Source organism: Bacillus sp. WC2507 (assembly GCF_052656125.1).
On record NZ_JBQXPN010000001.1, the window covers coordinates 4,815,104 to 4,831,020 of the forward strand.

General features: G+C 35.8%; 13 protein-coding genes. 5 read left to right on the forward strand and 8 right to left on the reverse strand.

Features of this window, described 5'->3' with window-relative positions; translation table 11 throughout:
* Window positions 1-17 precede the first annotated feature (17 nt).
* Window positions 18-1,169: an ABC transporter permease gene (locus ACUN28_RS25395; protein ID WP_431154278.1), complete on the forward strand. Its 1,152-nt coding sequence runs from the start codon at window positions 18-20 to the stop codon at window positions 1,167-1,169.
* Window positions 1,170-1,615: 446 nt separating this feature from the next.
* Window positions 1,616-3,007 (forward strand): cell wall-binding protein EntC, encoded by a 1,392-nt coding sequence (entC, locus tag ACUN28_RS25400; protein ID WP_033660039.1) that lies wholly within the window; start codon window positions 1,616-1,618, stop codon window positions 3,005-3,007.
* A 282-nt stretch (window positions 3,008-3,289) separates the two neighbouring features.
* Here the strand turns inward: entC and ACUN28_RS25405 are convergent, their stop codons facing one another.
* From ACUN28_RS25405 to ACUN28_RS25435, 7 genes are all read right to left on the reverse strand, one after another.
* Window positions 3,290-4,375, reverse strand: a complete 1,086-nt coding sequence (locus tag ACUN28_RS25405) for a DUF871 domain-containing protein (RefSeq protein WP_016136523.1) — start codon at window positions 4,373-4,375, stop codon at window positions 3,290-3,292.
* Window positions 4,365-4,643 (reverse strand): hypothetical protein, encoded by a 279-nt coding sequence (locus ACUN28_RS25410; RefSeq protein WP_016089211.1) that lies wholly within the window; start codon window positions 4,641-4,643, stop codon window positions 4,365-4,367. Before ACUN28_RS25410 ends, ACUN28_RS25405 begins: the two co-directional genes overlap by 11 nt.
* Window positions 4,619-5,929 carry a PTS sugar transporter subunit IIC gene (locus tag ACUN28_RS25415; RefSeq protein WP_001013048.1) on the reverse strand — a complete coding sequence of 437 codons (1,311 nt, stop codon included), beginning with the start codon at window positions 5,927-5,929 and terminating at the stop codon, window positions 4,619-4,621. Before ACUN28_RS25415 ends, ACUN28_RS25410 begins: the two co-directional genes overlap by 25 nt.
* 82 nt (window positions 5,930-6,011) lie before the next feature.
* Entirely contained in the window at window positions 6,012-6,317 is a 306-nt protein-coding gene (locus ACUN28_RS25420) for a PTS sugar transporter subunit IIB (protein ID WP_033659631.1), read from the reverse strand.
* A 1-nt stretch (window position 6,318) separates the two neighbouring features.
* Window positions 6,319-6,639: a PTS lactose/cellobiose transporter subunit IIA gene (locus ACUN28_RS25425; RefSeq protein ID WP_016089213.1), complete on the reverse strand. Its 321-nt coding sequence runs from the start codon at window positions 6,637-6,639 to the stop codon at window positions 6,319-6,321.
* A gap of 111 nt (window positions 6,640-6,750) precedes the next feature.
* Entirely contained in the window at window positions 6,751-8,691 is a 1,941-nt protein-coding gene (locus ACUN28_RS25430; protein WP_016089214.1) for a BglG family transcription antiterminator, read from the reverse strand.
* A gap of 75 nt (window positions 8,692-8,766) precedes the next feature.
* Complete coding sequence (locus ACUN28_RS25435; RefSeq protein WP_016089215.1) at window positions 8,767-9,855, reverse strand: DUF871 domain-containing protein; 1,089 nt, start codon at window positions 9,853-9,855, stop codon at window positions 8,767-8,769.
* Between the two features lie 473 nt (window positions 9,856-10,328).
* Here ACUN28_RS25435 and ACUN28_RS25440 point away from each other — a divergent pair, with 473 nt between their 5' ends.
* The 3 genes from ACUN28_RS25440 (at window position 10,329) to ACUN28_RS25450 (ending at window position 14,840) form a co-directional block, all read left to right on the forward strand.
* The gene (locus ACUN28_RS25440; RefSeq protein WP_016089216.1) at window positions 10,329-11,531 is read left to right on the forward strand and encodes an MFS transporter; all 1,203 of its coding nucleotides are present in this window, start codon (window positions 10,329-10,331) and stop codon (window positions 11,529-11,531) included.
* Window positions 11,532-11,716: 185 nt separating this feature from the next.
* Window positions 11,717-12,703: an NAD(P)-dependent alcohol dehydrogenase gene (locus ACUN28_RS25445; RefSeq protein WP_016089217.1), complete on the forward strand. Its 987-nt coding sequence runs from the start codon at window positions 11,717-11,719 to the stop codon at window positions 12,701-12,703.
* 481 nt (window positions 12,704-13,184) lie between these two features.
* On the forward strand, window positions 13,185-14,840 hold the full coding sequence (locus ACUN28_RS25450; protein WP_016089218.1) for a Na/Pi cotransporter family protein: 1,656 nt from the start codon (window positions 13,185-13,187) through the stop codon (window positions 14,838-14,840).
* A gap of 34 nt (window positions 14,841-14,874) precedes the next feature.
* Here the strand turns inward: ACUN28_RS25450 and ACUN28_RS25455 are convergent, their stop codons facing one another.
* Complete coding sequence (locus ACUN28_RS25455) at window positions 14,875-15,873, reverse strand: YhdH/YhfP family quinone oxidoreductase (protein WP_016089219.1); 999 nt, start codon at window positions 15,871-15,873, stop codon at window positions 14,875-14,877.
* Between the last annotated feature and the right edge of the window lie 44 nt (window positions 15,874-15,917).

The window sequence follows — 15,917 nt, forward strand, 5'->3', positions numbered from 1 at the left end:
CGAGTGAAAATATACGCATGGCCCTTTCCTCTATCTTTGCCCATAAAATGCGTTCTATCTTAACGATGCTAGGAATTATTATCGGTATTAGTGCCATTATTACTATCATTTCAATGGGTGATGGTACAAACGCAAAGTTTAAGAAAGAGTTAGGCCAAGGAAAAGATAATGAAGTAACGATTTACTACAAAAACCCTGATTATGGACCAGACAACGCCAAAATTACAGCCGATATGCTGAAACGTCTTCAAACTGTACCAGGCGTTAAAGATGTGTATCCAGATGTAAGTATGAAAGTAAAAGCCTCTTCTGGTTCAAAAGATGTCTCCCTTGATTTAAAAGGTGGAACAGGCGCCTTTATGACAGATTCGAAAATAAAATTAGTTCACGGTCGCGAATTAAACGACAGCGAATTAAACCAAGCAGCTCCTGCTGTTATATTAAATGAAGAAGCTTTCAATAAACTATTTAATGGCTGGGAATCAAATTTATACACGGATATAAAAGGAAAACCTTATAAAGTAGTCGGTGTGTACGAAACGAAAAATGAGTTTGGAATGGCTATGTCAGAAGGTTATACATCACTTGAAAATGCCCCTGTAATTTCAGGAGTAACTGAGTATGACTCAGTAAAATTAACACTCGTTTCTCCAGCAGAACGTAAAAGTGTAGAAAAACAAGCCGTTTCTGTTTTAAACGAAATGAAAGCTCCTAAATTTGAGCACAAATTCGAAGCACAAGACTTAGGTGAATTTACGAAGCAATTAGATGAATCCATCGGTATGATGAAAATGGTATTCGGTGGTATTGCTGCTATCTCCTTACTTGTTGGTGGTATCGGTGTAATGAACATTATGCTTGTATCTGTAACAGAACGTACACGTGAGATTGGTATTCGTAAAGCACTTGGTGCAACGCGCGGTAAAGTATTAACACAATTCTTAATCGAATCTTGTATTTTAACAGGACTCGGTGGTTTCATCGGATTCATGCTCGGTATTTTCTTCGCTTGGATTGTCTCAATCTTTGCTGGATGGCCACTCGTTGTCTCAAAAGAACTTGGACTTCTTGCAGTAGGTATCTCAATGTTAATCGGTATTATATTCGGTTTACTGCCAGCTAACAAAGCTGCAAAACTTGATCCAATTGAATGTTTACGATATGAATAAACAAAAACGTAGGAGTTTACACTCCTACGTTTTTGTTTATCTATTAAATCGTGTTTCTTCTATTATATATGTTTCACGTTATCAACACCTTTAATTATTTTAACCTACTAAAGCTATTATAGAATCCTATTATTGCAAAAATAATATGTGATGACCTAAAATCAAGGCGTAATTTTTTCCATACCTCGACTTATTTTGTAACAATTATGGTGATTTTTTATTGATTTTCACCTCATTTATATTTCTCCACAACTAAAATAGTTATTTTTACATAACTACTTTCCTGTTCCAACAACAAAACACGCTATTTTTGTAACACCACAGAAACATTTGTGTAACGCTACAGAAACATTATTAACCTATTAGAAATTGAAATACTCCCCTTTTTATGTATCGTATGCTCAAACCTCCCCTAAAAACTATAAGAAAGCGCTTTTAGGATATTACTGGAATTATTACAGAATATTAATGCCCCGTTACGAAAGCTTTGTAATTCTATGTTTTTCGCAAATAAGAAAATAATGGTTGCTATAATGAGGTCAACGAAAACAAATGCAATGGAGGCTATTATGAAAAAATTTATGGGTATAGCAACAGCAGCGGTTTTTGGTCTTGGGATTTTCACAACATCTGCTAAAGCAGAAACAATCGTAACGACTGATGTACTAAATGTACGAGAAAACCCAACTACTGAATCAAAAGTTGTAGGAAAATTATTAGATGGATATAAAGTAGATGTTTTACATACAGAAAACGGATGGTCAAAAGTTAAATTGAATAGCGGTAAAGAAGCTTTCATAAGCGCTGACTATACAAAAGACACTTACTATGTAACAGCAAACGTATTAAACGTACGTGCTGGTGCAAACACAGACTCAGAAATTCTTGGTAAGTTGAAACAAGATGATGTAATCGAAACAACACACCAAGTGCAAAATGACTGGATTCAATTTGAATATAACGGAAAAACAGCTTATGTTCATGTTCCTTACTTAACAGGTAAAGCTCCAGTTAAAGTTCAACCAGCAGTTAAAGTTGAAAAAGTAACTAAAGTTCAAGATACAGCTAAAGTTCGTGAAGCAGTTAAAGCCGGGGAAGTAGCTGAAACGCAAGCAAAAGCTAAAGCTCAGGAAGCAACTAAAGCTCGTGAAGCAGCTGAAGCTCAAGCAGCAGTTAAAGCACAAGAAGCGGCTAAAGCTCGTGAAGCTGCTAAAGCTCAAGCAGAAGCTAAAGCTCAGGCAGAAGCTGAAGCTCAAGCAGAAGCTAAGGCCGAGGAAGCAGCTAAAGCTCGTGAAGCTGCTAAAGCTCAAGAAGCAGCTGAAGCTCAAGCAGCGGCTAAAGCTCAAGAAGCAGCTAAAGCTCGTGAAGCTGCTAAAGCTCAGGCAGAAGCTGAAGCTCAAGCAGAAGCTAAGGCTCAAGAAGCTGCTAAGGCTCAAGAAGCTGCTAAAGCTCGTGAAGCTGCTAAAGCTCAAAAACCAGCTACACAACAACCTGTTGCAAAAGAAACTGAAACAAGTGCACCATCATCTTCTCGTGAGTTACGCGTTGTAGCAACAGCTTACACAGCAGATCCACTTGAAAATGGTTATAAAGCAGGCGACCAAGTAAAATCAGCTTTAGGTCACAACTTAACAGCTAATCCAAACATGAAACTAATCGCAGTTGATCCAAGTGTCATTCCATTAGGTTCAAAAGTATGGGTTGAAGGTTACGGAGTAGCAATCGCTGGTGATACTGGTGGAGCTATTAAAGGAAATAAAATCGACGTTTTAATGCCAGACAAAGGTACATCAAGTAACTGGGGACGTAAAACAGTTACAGTAAAGATTTTAAACTAATTACTATATAAAAAAAGAGTCAGTCTCATTGTTGAGGCTGACTCTTTTTGCGTTCCTTCTCTTTTCATAAAAATGTCACAGTAAATGAAATTATATCAACGATTTTTCAAATATATCTATCGTAACCTACAATATATCAACGATTTTCCGAATATATCTATCGTAACTTATAATATATCAACGGTTCGACAAAAGATATCGATTTACCGACAAACTTTGACATTAAAAAAATACTTTATAATAAAAAGGCTGCCCAAAATTTGGACAACCTCCTTCTCTTCCCTATTCCACACAAGTAAACTGTGTCCAAGCTCCTACATAATCTAGTAAGAATAACTCTTCTTCCGCAATTGTACCGACAATATTTTTCCGTTCATCTATCGGCATTTCTTTTAAAATGATTTGCAGTTCGCCTTTATACTTACCAAATGAGTTGTTCCCAATTACAACTTGCCCTCTTTCCTGTCGTACGCTTTCGCGCACTGGGAAGTCATAGTCTTTGTATTTTTTACGCACTTCTGTAGAACGTACCATATATTCTGTTATGTCGCCGCGTCTTACGTGTAATTCTTGCAGTGTTGCTCTCTTCTCTACTTCAGTTGCTTCGTCTACAAAGTGTACCTTTAGCTGTAACATGTAACGATTTAAGTTTCCTAGTTTCTCTAACTCTTCTTCACTCGCATAAGCATTTCCGATAATAACATCATCAATAAGCCCTGTCGCCCATAAATGTTTCGCTTGTACTTCAATCGGTAAGTTACGATGTTGTTCTAACGTACATAATCCGTCATTAATATCCCATGGACCGATTTCAGCTGCATGTGACGTAATAAATGCTGCTGTGCGAATACCGTGTTTTTTAAAGCGTTCACTACAGCGAATGAAATAATCATACGGAAGTCCAGTAAATTTTTGCGGATAGAAGTTATGACAACCGATTAAAGCTGGCTTATTCGCCTGATGTGAAAGGATATTTTCTAAGTATGCAATATCATTACTTACGTTCAGTTCAATTTTTAAGCCATACGGATTATTCGTCATTTTCGCTTCTGTTAATCCATCAAAACCTAAATCTAAACGAATACCGTCTGCACCTAACTCTGCAAAGAATGATAGATCACTATAGCTAATACCAAGTTGATCGAATACTGCCGGAGCTACATCTAAAATAACTTCCATATTGTTATCTTTTGCATGATTAATAATTTCTTTAAATTCAGCTACAATTTCTTCTTTTGGACGATTCACAGATAATAGACATGTGAATATTCTTGAAAAACCGTGGCGTGCCGCTGCCGAAATGTATGCCATATCTTTTTCTTTCGTTGAATGCTCTGGATAAAGTGAAATTCCTAATTTACGCTCCATGCTTTTGCATCTCCTTCACACGTTGTATTAATGCCATACTTGTAAATCGATATTTTGCAGATAAACATGTTGCACATAAAATTGTCGGTACAATGATAACGTACGGTGATTGCAAGCCTAGCATTACATATGCACCCATTGAACTACCGATAAATAAAATTGATACTAGTAGTAAAACGAATAAAGATTTACTTTGTACCCATTTGGAATAATGTGCGATACACTGCCCCGCCACGAATGTAATTAAGATGATAATTGCTCCGAGCATTCTGTTTTCTCCTCTCCTGCTAATTGTTGTTTCTCATACATTTTGAAGAATGGATAGTAAATAACGAATGAGATAACAAAGTTAACAAGTACAAGTACACCAGCCATAATTGTCCAGTCTGTACTAATAATCGCTGCAATTGGTGCTAACATCGTAAATGGCAATTTCGCCATCATCAACGGAATCATACCTGAAACAACTGCGAAATATGATACTGTCGTTGTAACTAACGGTGTAATAACGAACGGAATAATTAAGATTGGGTTCATTACAATTGGTGCCCCGAAAATAATTGGTTCGTTAATATTGAATAAACCTGGCACGAATGATAATCTACCTAACTCTTTTAGGAACTTAGATTTAGAGAACATAAACATAATAACTAAAGCTAACGTTGAGCCTGATCCACCGATCCATACGAACCATTGAATAAATTGCTCTGTAAATAAGTTTGGTAATTGATGTGCATTTCCTGTAGCTGTGAATACTTCCATATTTTCAAGAATTGCTGAATCCCACATCGGACGAATGATTGGTCCTAAAATCGCAGGTCCATGTATACCGAATGACCAGAAGAACACGATTAAGAATACCGTTAATAAACCGCCGAATAAATTATTTCCTACTAATACTGATTTTAGTGGTGCGATTAAATATGTGATTGTTGTATTCACATCAAATTTTAAACCGTAACGAATGCCCCAGAATAAAAGAATAACGACTAAAGTTGGAATTAATGCTGCAAACGAGTTTGCAACTGCTGGTGGTACACTGTCTGGTAATTTAATTGAGATATTATGTTTAATCATAAAGTGATAAATTTCTACTGCAATTAATGCTGTAACAATTGCGCCGAATAAAGACGTTGCACTTAATGTTCCTACTGAAATGTATCTTCCCGCATCAATAACACCTGGTACAGCTTTCGTAATTTGAATTGGTTCAACTGATGCTAGTAAAAAGGCGAGTACAGATAATAACCCTGCACTTAACTGATTGAGCTGGTAAAAATTCGCGAGTGAAGCCCCTACCCCAAATGCTGCGTATAACGCCATTAAACCTACTGTAAATCGGAATGGAATATCTAAAATATGGCGAAACGGTGCAATCCACTCCATATATGCATCAATTGGTAAATTTAAAAAGATAACGAAAAATGATCCGACAATCGTTAACGGCAATGTAGAAATAACTCCGTTTCGAATTGCTAATAAATGTCGTTGTCCTGCAATTTTTTGCGTTGTTGGCATAATCTTTTGTTCCATAAAACTCATAAAACCATTCATCAATACCCCTCCTCTTTCTCTTTACTACGAAAGAACAAAATAAAGTTATAACATTATAATGTTTATATTTAAAAAAATATAATTATGCTAAAACTAATTGTTCTGCTTGTTTCAGTACTTTTAAACCATCACACATGCCATAATCTCGTTGTTCTATAATTGCAACCGGTATATCGTATGAATTCGCAAGAAACTGTACCGCTGGAAACAAGTACTTCACCTGTGGCCCGATTAAAACAACATCAGCATGTTTTATTTCTAATTTCACAAGTTCTGAATCCACTGCTTTAATTTTATAATCCTTCCCTTGTTTCATTGCCTCTTCTTGCATTTTTCTTACAACCATACTCGTCGACATGCCTGCTGCACAACATAATAAAATGTACATCTTATACTGTCACTTTCTCTTCCACTCGTTTATGAAGAGTAATAAATTCTGCAGCAAGTTCCTTCACTGTAATTGCATTCATTAAATGATCTTGTGCATGCACTAACAGTAAACTGATTTCTGCATGATTTCCTCTCGCTTCTTCTTGAATTAAGTCTGTTTGAATACGATGAGCCGCTGTAATTTCTTCACTAGCAATTGTCATTTTTTCACTCGCATTCTCAAAATCTCCTTGTCTTGCAAAAGCAATTGCTTCAAGCGCCGCGCTTCTCGCGTTACCACCATGTAAAATTAACGCAAATGGAGTTTGCATATCAGTCATTTTAAATTCCCCCAAGCTATCTTTTTTCTATATTTTTATCTTATTATGAAAACGCATACAATTAAACATAAAAAACTTCCGTTGTGTAACGGAAGTTTTTACATACTTTTCTTATATAGATAGTAATACCTCTTGAAAATCTTCAATTCCTTTAGCCTGCGTTAATTTCTCTATCGCACTTTGACTAGACATAATATCATATAAAAAATCATAAAGCTTTTGTAAATCTTCATTATTATTGCGCTTTACACTAAATAAAATAATAACTTGTACTTTCTTATCTCCCCATTCAACCGCTTTCTCAAGTGTACAAAACATCAAAAAAGTTTTCTCACTTAATAACTGCATCGGATGAGGAATCGCAACTAAATTCCCAACCGCTGTCGGAGATGTATTTTCTCTTTCTATAACAGAATCATAAAAGTTTTCTGGTACATAATTTTTCTCAGCAGCTTTCTCACATAAAAATTGGATAACCTCTTCCTTCGTAGAAGCGCTATAATTTAAGAAAATCAAATCTTCCTTCATATATTGCTGCACACTATTATTCACATGCGTAAACAACTGCTGACCAATCGATTTAATCTCTTTATCATCAAATATTGAATTCACTTTTATAACTGGTACAGGCAAACCACTCGGTATATGAATCGTACTAATAATACAATCTATCTTTCCTTTATAAAGGTCTTCTACTTTCAATTGATAATAGCCTGTAATCCCTACAATTTCTAATTTATCTCGGAACTGTGATAGAATTTTATATTTCAATAGCTGGGCGCTTCCTTGACCAGTCGCACAAACTAATAAACATCTTTTCTTTTGGTTCTGTTCCTGTAAACGACTCATCGCTCCGCCGAAGTGAATCGCAATATAACCAATTTCACTTTCCGAAATCGATTCTCCCGTATATTCACCAATTATATCTCCAACGAGAACCGCAATTTCAAAAGCATAAGGATAATTCTTTTTCACTTCTGCCAAAAGAGGATTTCTCGTATTTAACTTATACTTCAAACGGTTTAATAACGTTTTTAAATGAACACCAAATCCAAATAATAATTCTTCATCATAATAAAAAATAAGATTCCGTTCTTCCGCTACTTTAAAAAGAATATGTTGCATGAATGCATATAAATCTTTCCCTAATAATTCTTCCACATTTTCATAACGATCTTTCGCTGTAACAGCAGTACTTAATACATGCATTGTTACATATAAAACTTCTTCTTCTGGAAATGAAAGATGCAACTCATTCTCTAAATCCCCTAAAATCTCTTTCGCAATTGTATATTCTTTCTTTATGATAAGTTCAGCTTGCTCCGCATTCAGTCCTTTTATATAATGTTGATCTTCACAACGCCTTAATGCAATTGCAATATGAATGACTAAATTATCAATTTCAATATCTGATAAATATATCGTTCCTCCCTCGATATACTTTAATATAACCGAACGGATAAGCGGTATATGAGGTAACGATAAATATGTATCACTCTGCTCAAATTGCTCATGAAACGGAGTATGGTCATAACGCGGTAAACCATATTGTGATAAACAAGAACGAATATGAAACTCCTCTCCCACAATACGTATACCATAATACGGTCTCTTTTCAATTTGTAATTTATAACGACTACATATATCTGTAACATCTTTCATAATTAAATTTACAGTCGATTTACTTACATAAATCTCCTCTGCTAACTGTGAAAGCTTCACATATCCCTCTGTCGTTACAATACGCTGCAGAATGTACGCTATCCTTTCTTGATAAGAAGTTGGGATCTTTTCCGTCTGTTTTTGAAATAGACTCACGCAAAACTCTTCAAACTTCTTCGCTTGTATAATTTCTAGTTCGTATCCAGTCCCTCTTTGCGATTCAATTTTCGCTCCGTGTTCTTCCAATATATCATTTAATAATTTTATATCTTTTTGAATCGTCTTCGTTGATACATGTAAACGGCTCGCTAAAAAAGCTCGATTTAACATCGATTTCTCGTCTAAAAACTCTTCTAAAATAGAAATTAATCGCTGATGCACCTTTGTCATAGCTCTTCCTCTCGCTCTTTATAGATAAAGGGAAAAAGCTGCTGAAATCAGTAGTTTTTCCCCTTTATATTCTCTCTATTTCTTTAATGTAAATCCGAATTTATCCCACGCTTGTAAATAATCTAATAAGAAAATTTCTTCTTCCACAATTCGGCCAACTACATTTGTTTTTCCTGTATTCACCATATCTTTTAAAGCAATTTGTAATTCGCCTTTATATTGACCATATTGCTCATTATCAATTAAAAGATCGCCACGCTTAATTTCGCGTGTATTATGCGGTTTGAACTCTTCTTTCTTATATTTCACACGACTTTGTGTCGAGCGAATCATATATTCAGATACATCTCCGCGGTAAAAATGAGGTTCGTCTAATACGATAATTCTTTCTAGTTCTGTCGTTGTATCATATACCTCTATATCAAATGTTTGTTTCTCTTTATTTAATGCACCTAGTGTTTGTAATTCTTCTTCTGATGCATAAGCGTTTGCAATAATGACATCATCAATTAATTCTGTCGCAAATAAATGCTTCGCTTGTGTTGTCATCGGTAATTCACGATGCTGCTCTAACGTACATAAACCTTCTGTTACTGGCCAAGGTCCGTATGTTGCATCAAATGATGAAATAAAAGCAGCCGTTCTCATACCGTAATCTTTAAATTGTTTCGAGCATTTAATGAAATGATCGTATGATAATCCTGAATAACGATGTGGATAAAAATTATGGCAACCAATTAAATTTTCACGATTTGGTCTATGGCTCATAATGTTATCTACATACTTCGTACCGTTACTCATATTAATCTCAATTTTTAAGCCGTATGGATTATAAGTCATAATCGATTCTTCTAAACCAGAGAATCCAACATCTAAACGAATACCGTACGCACCTAGTTCATGGAAGAACGATAAATCATTATATGAAATACCTAGTTGTTCAAAAACAGACGGACTAATATCAACTAATACTTGGAACCCTAATGCATTTGCATGAGAGATTGTTTCTTTAAACTCTTCTATAATTTTCTCTTTTTCACCATCTACAGATAATAAACATGTGAATACACGAGTAAATCCGTATTTACTTGCTAATGTTAAATATTCCTTATCTTTCTCTACTGTCGAATGTTCTGGATAAATAGAAATACCTAATCGTCTCATATGTACACGCCTCTTTCTTCATCATATTGTAAACCTTTTCAAATATATGTAGCGAAAAAGTATATATCCCCTTCTCTTCCACTACCTTTTGAATCCGCTTTCGTTAAAGAAAAAACAATTTCTATCACTCATAACAACTACTAGTCTATACATCTATACTTTACATCTTTTTTTCATAGTTGTGTAGTCTTTCCACAAATTTGTCAGTTTTTTCACCTCGAAAATTGTTGTACGTTTTCAAGGCACCTTCCTTGACTGTTACATTGACCAATACATATACTCGAAAGAACAGAGATAAAGTGAAACTTTAATCAGTGGGGGTTTTGTTCATCCCCCACTGATTATTAGCATTCACCAATCGGGCGTTTACGGGCAGATCGACTCCCACCTAACTTCTTTGCTCCAGCCGGATTTTGAGGTGGAAGTTTTACTGCCCGCGAATAGCGGGAAAATTTTATATAGGGGATGAATATATGGGAGAGGCAATACTCGTAAAACGAGAACCGTTATGGACGAAAGAGTTTTTTGCGCTAATTCTAGCAAACTTATGTATGTTTTTAGGATTTCAAATGTTAATTCCTACTTTACCTGTTTATGTGAAAGAAATTGGTGGCACAAGTTCCAATATCGGATTTGTTGTCGGTATGTTTACCGTGGCGGCACTTTTTGTTAGACCGCTAACTGGAAACGCCTTGCAAAAATTCAATAAAAAAATCATTTTAATGATCGGTACTGCTATTTGTTTACTCGCTATGGGTAGTTATCTTTTCGCTTCAACTGTCTTCCTATTGCTTGCCGTTCGAATTTTACACGGAGCTGGTTTTGGTATTACAACGACTACATATGGAACTGTCGTTTCAGATTTAATTCCGCAAGCTCGCCGCGGTGAAGGCATGGGATATTTCGGTCTTTCCGGAACGATTGCAATGGCGCTCGGTCCACTGATCGGACTTTGGCTTATGCAAACATATAACTTCACGATTCTTTTTTTATGTGCACTTTCCTGTACAATTGTTTCATTAATATTAACGAAACTACTTCAAATCAAAAAATCGCCACAACCACCACAGCAAACATCTGGTACCTTTCTCGATGGATTTATTGAGCGCAAAGCTTTACTTCCTTCATTATTAATATTATGTATTACATTAATGTACGGAGGAATCGGGAGCTTTATTACATTATTTGCTACGGAAGTCGGAATTGCTGATATAAGCCTTTTCTTCTTATTTAATGCACTTGCAATCGCTGTCACTCGTCCGTTTTCTGGAAAATTATATGACGCGAAAGGTCATGCATTTGTTATTATTCCAGGAGTTATCATTACGTTTACAGGTATTATTTTACTGTCGTATACAACTACAATTCCGAGTTTAATTATTGCAGCAGCATGCTACGGAAGTGGTTTTGGAGCGATTCAGCCTGCACTACAAGCATGGATGATCGACCGAGTAGCACCGCACCGAAGAGGAGTTGCAACAGCTACATTCTTCTCCGCATTTGACCTTGGAATTGGCGCTGGCGCGATTATTTTTGGATTCATTGCACATTTTACAAACTACGCAACTGTATATCGTTATTCCTCTCTATTACTTATTGCTTTCCTGTTCATTTACATCACAAGCTTACGGAAGCAAAAACAGGGAGATACAACAAACGAAAAAGCTGTTGGATAATGCTAATTCATTCTTTTTTGAGATGCTTGGACTAAGAAAATCATATATACACAAATACAAAAAGCAGTGGATTCTTAAGAAAAATCACACTGCTTTTTGCATTGTATTGAAGAGTGAACCACTGTTCTATTTATTCATGTTGTTCGTATGATATTAATATATAGAACGAATTGGAGGAAATATTAATGAAAGCAATAGTGTACACAAAATACGGTCCCCCCGACGTTCTTCAACTGAAAGAGATAGAAAAACCTGCTCCTAAGGACAATGAAATACTAGTAAAAATAAAAGCGACAACCGTAACAGCAGGAGATATTCGTTCAAGAAGTTTTACAGTTCCCTCTTCTGTTTGGCTACCTGCTCGAATCGCACTTGGTTTCAAACAACCGAAAAAACAAATACTCGGAATGGAATTAGCTGGTGAAGTTGAATCAGTAGGAAAAAACGTTACGCGTTTTAAAGCAGGAGACCAAGTTTTTGCTGCTACCCAAGCAAATTTCGGTTCTTATGCTGAGTATATTTGTATATCTGAAGATGGACCAGTATGCACGAAGCCCTCCAATATAACCTATGAAGAAGCTGCAGCCATCCCAATTGGAGCACGTACAGCCTTATTTTTCCTAAGGAAAGCTAATGTTCGAAGCGGCCAAAACGTTCTTATTTACGGAGCTTCTGGAAGTGTCGGAAGTTATGCAGTACAAATTTCCAAGTATTTCGGCGCAACAGTTACAGGTGTGTGCAGTAGCTCCAATTTAGAATTGGTCAAATCTCTAGGAGCTGACGAAGTAATTGATTACACCACAAAAAATTTTTCTACTACAGACGAAACGTATGATGTTATTTTTGAAGCGGTAAACAGGAGCTCCTTTTCAGAGTGTATTAAAATGTTAAAGGAAGATGGTACCTATATAAATATCGTTGAACCGTTACCAAGTGCTCAAATGCTCTGGACTAAATTGACAAGTCGCATGAAACTCATATTAAGTCAAAACGCACCTGAAACTTCCGAAGCATTAAATTTCCTTAAAGAACTTGTTGAGAACGGTAAAATAAAAGTGATCATTGATAGGCAATATACTTTTGAGGAAATTGTTGAAGCTCATATATATGTAGAAAAAGGACACAAAAAGGGAAATGTCGTCATAAATGTGAAACATAACGAACACTCCTAATAAAAGAAGAACACTGCACATAGTTTTACAATACGAAGTACTCAAACTTTTTCAACATAAAAAAACAGGGCAAATTCATATGCGAATTGCTCTTTTTTATTGTTGCGAGCATCTCAAAAGAAAACAGTTTAAAATAATGTAATCGTTTTTTACTTTCATTAAATAAATCCATTTCAAACCTCCCCATTTCCCCTACATATTTTTCTAACTTTAATCAAAAAATATGCAAAGAACTATTAGTATGAATAAGCTGAACCTCTCCTATTTTTACTATCCAAGAATAGTGTGACAACTGTGACTTTTTTACAAACTGATTAGATATATCATCTAAAAAACCAATTAAATCCAGGTGTTTCTTTAAAGATTTGTAAACTTTTTATCTCTTTGTAAATTTAGTGTAAATTTTACTAGCAAACCGTTTACAGTACCTCAAGGTTTAGTTAATAATTACAGCGTACATGAAATTTAAGGAGTGGAATGCGTGGAATATAATGTTCAAGAAATGATCTTCCAGTTCGTTGGTGGATTAGGTATTTTCTTATTCGGTATTAAATACATGGGCGATGGACTGCAACAAGCAGCTGGAGATCGTCTTCGCGATATTTTAGATCGCTTTACAACAAACCCACTTATGGGTGTACTAGCAGGTATGTTAGTTACTGTATTAATCCAATCAAGTTCAGGAACAACAGCTTTAACAGTCGGACTTGTAAGTGCCGGATTTATGACATTAAGACAAGCAATCGGTGTTATTATGGGTGCGAACATCGGTACGACAGTTACTGCATTTATTATCGGAATTAAAATCGGAGAATACGCTCTCCCAGTTATGGCAGTTGGAGCGATTTTACTATTCTTCTTTAAAAATAAAAAAGTACATTCTGTAGGTCAAGTTGTATTCGGTTTTGGTATGTTATTCTTCGGTTTAGAATTAATGAGCGCAGGTATGAAACCTCTTCGTTCTTTAGAGTCATTCCAAGATTTAATGATTAGCATGAGTGATAATCCAATTTTAGGAATTATTGTCGGTACAGTGTTCACTTTAATTGTACAAAGCTCAAGCGCAACAATCGGTATTTTACAAGAATTATTCGGTCAAGGTGCAATCGATTTACAAGCTGCCCTTCCTGTATTATTCGGTGATAACATCGGTACGACAATTACAGCAATATTAGCAGCAATCGGTACTTCAATTGCTGCAAGACGTGCAGCATTAGTCCACGTTATCTTTAATATTATCGGTACCATTATCTTTACGATCATATTAATACCATTTACAAATTTAATTCAATATTTCCAAACGTCATTAAATTTAAATCCAGAAATGACAATTGCATTCGCACATGGAACATTTAACGTAACGAATACAATCATTCAATTCCCATTCATTGCAGTATTAGCCTGGATTGTAACAAAAATCATTCGTGGTGAAGATGCATCGATTAACTTCAAACCACAACATTTAAATCCAATCTTTATTGAACAATCTCCAGCTATTGCTTTAACAGAAGCTCAAAAAGAGATTATCCGTATGGCGGAGTTTTCATTAGATGGATTAAAAGAAGCAAACCAGTTTTTAAATACACAAGACAAAAAACACGCTAACATGGCTACTCAATTAGAAGGCGCTATTAACAATTTAGATAAAAAAATTACCGAGTATTTAGTTTTACTATCAGAAAAACCACTTTCATCAGCAGATTCTGAGAAGCATTCTATTTTAGCTGGTGTTGTTGGAGATATTGAACGTGTTGGTGATCATGTAGAAAACCTTGTAGAACTTGTAGATTTCCAAATTTCAAACCGTGTTTCCCTATCGGATGAAGCACTAGCTGAACTAAATGAAATGCTTGAATTAACAATTTCAACATTACAAGACGCAGTCGAAGCTTTAACAAACTTCGATACTGAACTAGCTCAAACTGTTATTGCAAAAGAACGTAAAATTGACCAAATGGAACGTGTTCTTCGCAAACGTCACGTAATACGTCTAAACGAACGTAGCTGTTCAGGCGATGCAAGTATCATCTTCGTTGACATGGTAAGTAACTTAGAGCGTATCGGTGATCACGCTGTAAATATTGCTGACGGTGTTCTAGGTGAACAAGGAAAGATTAATTTAAAACAATCATTATAATAGGAAAGAGACGCTAACTTGAGCGTCTCTTTTTTTATTTCATATTTATAACTGTTCTTCCTTTTAACTTCCCTTGCAATATAAGTGTAAACTTCTCATCTAACTCTTCTAATGTACATTCTTCTGTATAAGATAATAGCTCTTTATTTTCCCATTTACTTGCTAAAAGCGTCCACACATCTCTTCTTACATCCACTGGGCATTGCACAGAATCTATTCCTAAAAGGCTTATCCCTCGCAAAATAAACGGATATACTGTTGTTTGTAATTCCTGTCCTGCCACATTACCGCATGTCGTTACACAACCACCATACTTTACCGTTTTTAAAGCTGTTTCTAACATATGTCCACCTACAGTATCGATAACCCCGGCGTATACCCCTTTTAGCATCGGTCTTCCTGATTCATCATTCAATTCCGCGCGATGAATCACTTTTTTCGCTCCTAAACGTAGTAGCATCTGTTCCTCTTCCATTTTCCCTGTCGCTCCTACTACGTTAAATCCTAACTTACTTAAAATACTAACCGCTACACTCCCTACGCCGCCTGTGGCACCCGTTACTAGAACATCTCCCATACTAGGCGTTATGCCTGCTCCAATAAGCTTATATACTGATAAAGCAGCTGTAAAACCTGCTGTCCCGTACATCATACTTTCCCTTAATGACATTCCCTCTGGTAAAGGGATAATCCAAGATGCTGGCACGCGAATATATTCTCCGAAACCACCAGAAGTATTCATACCTAAATCATAACCCGTTACAATGACTTTATCTCCTACCTTAATGGTTTCATCTTCACTACTCATAACTTCTCCTGCTGCATCAATTCCTGGTGTATGAGGATATGTTCTCGTAACACCTTTATTACCAGTAGCTGAAAGAGCATCTTTATAATTTAATGAAGAATAATGAACCTGTATTAATACTTCCCCCTCAGGTAAACTACTTACTTCTCTCTCTACAACGTTTCTGACAAATTGTTTACTATCTGTTTCGTTCACAACGATTGCTCGGAATGATGTATGATTCATTATGTAATCTCCTTTATCCGTAAAATTCTTCTTTATCCCGCATT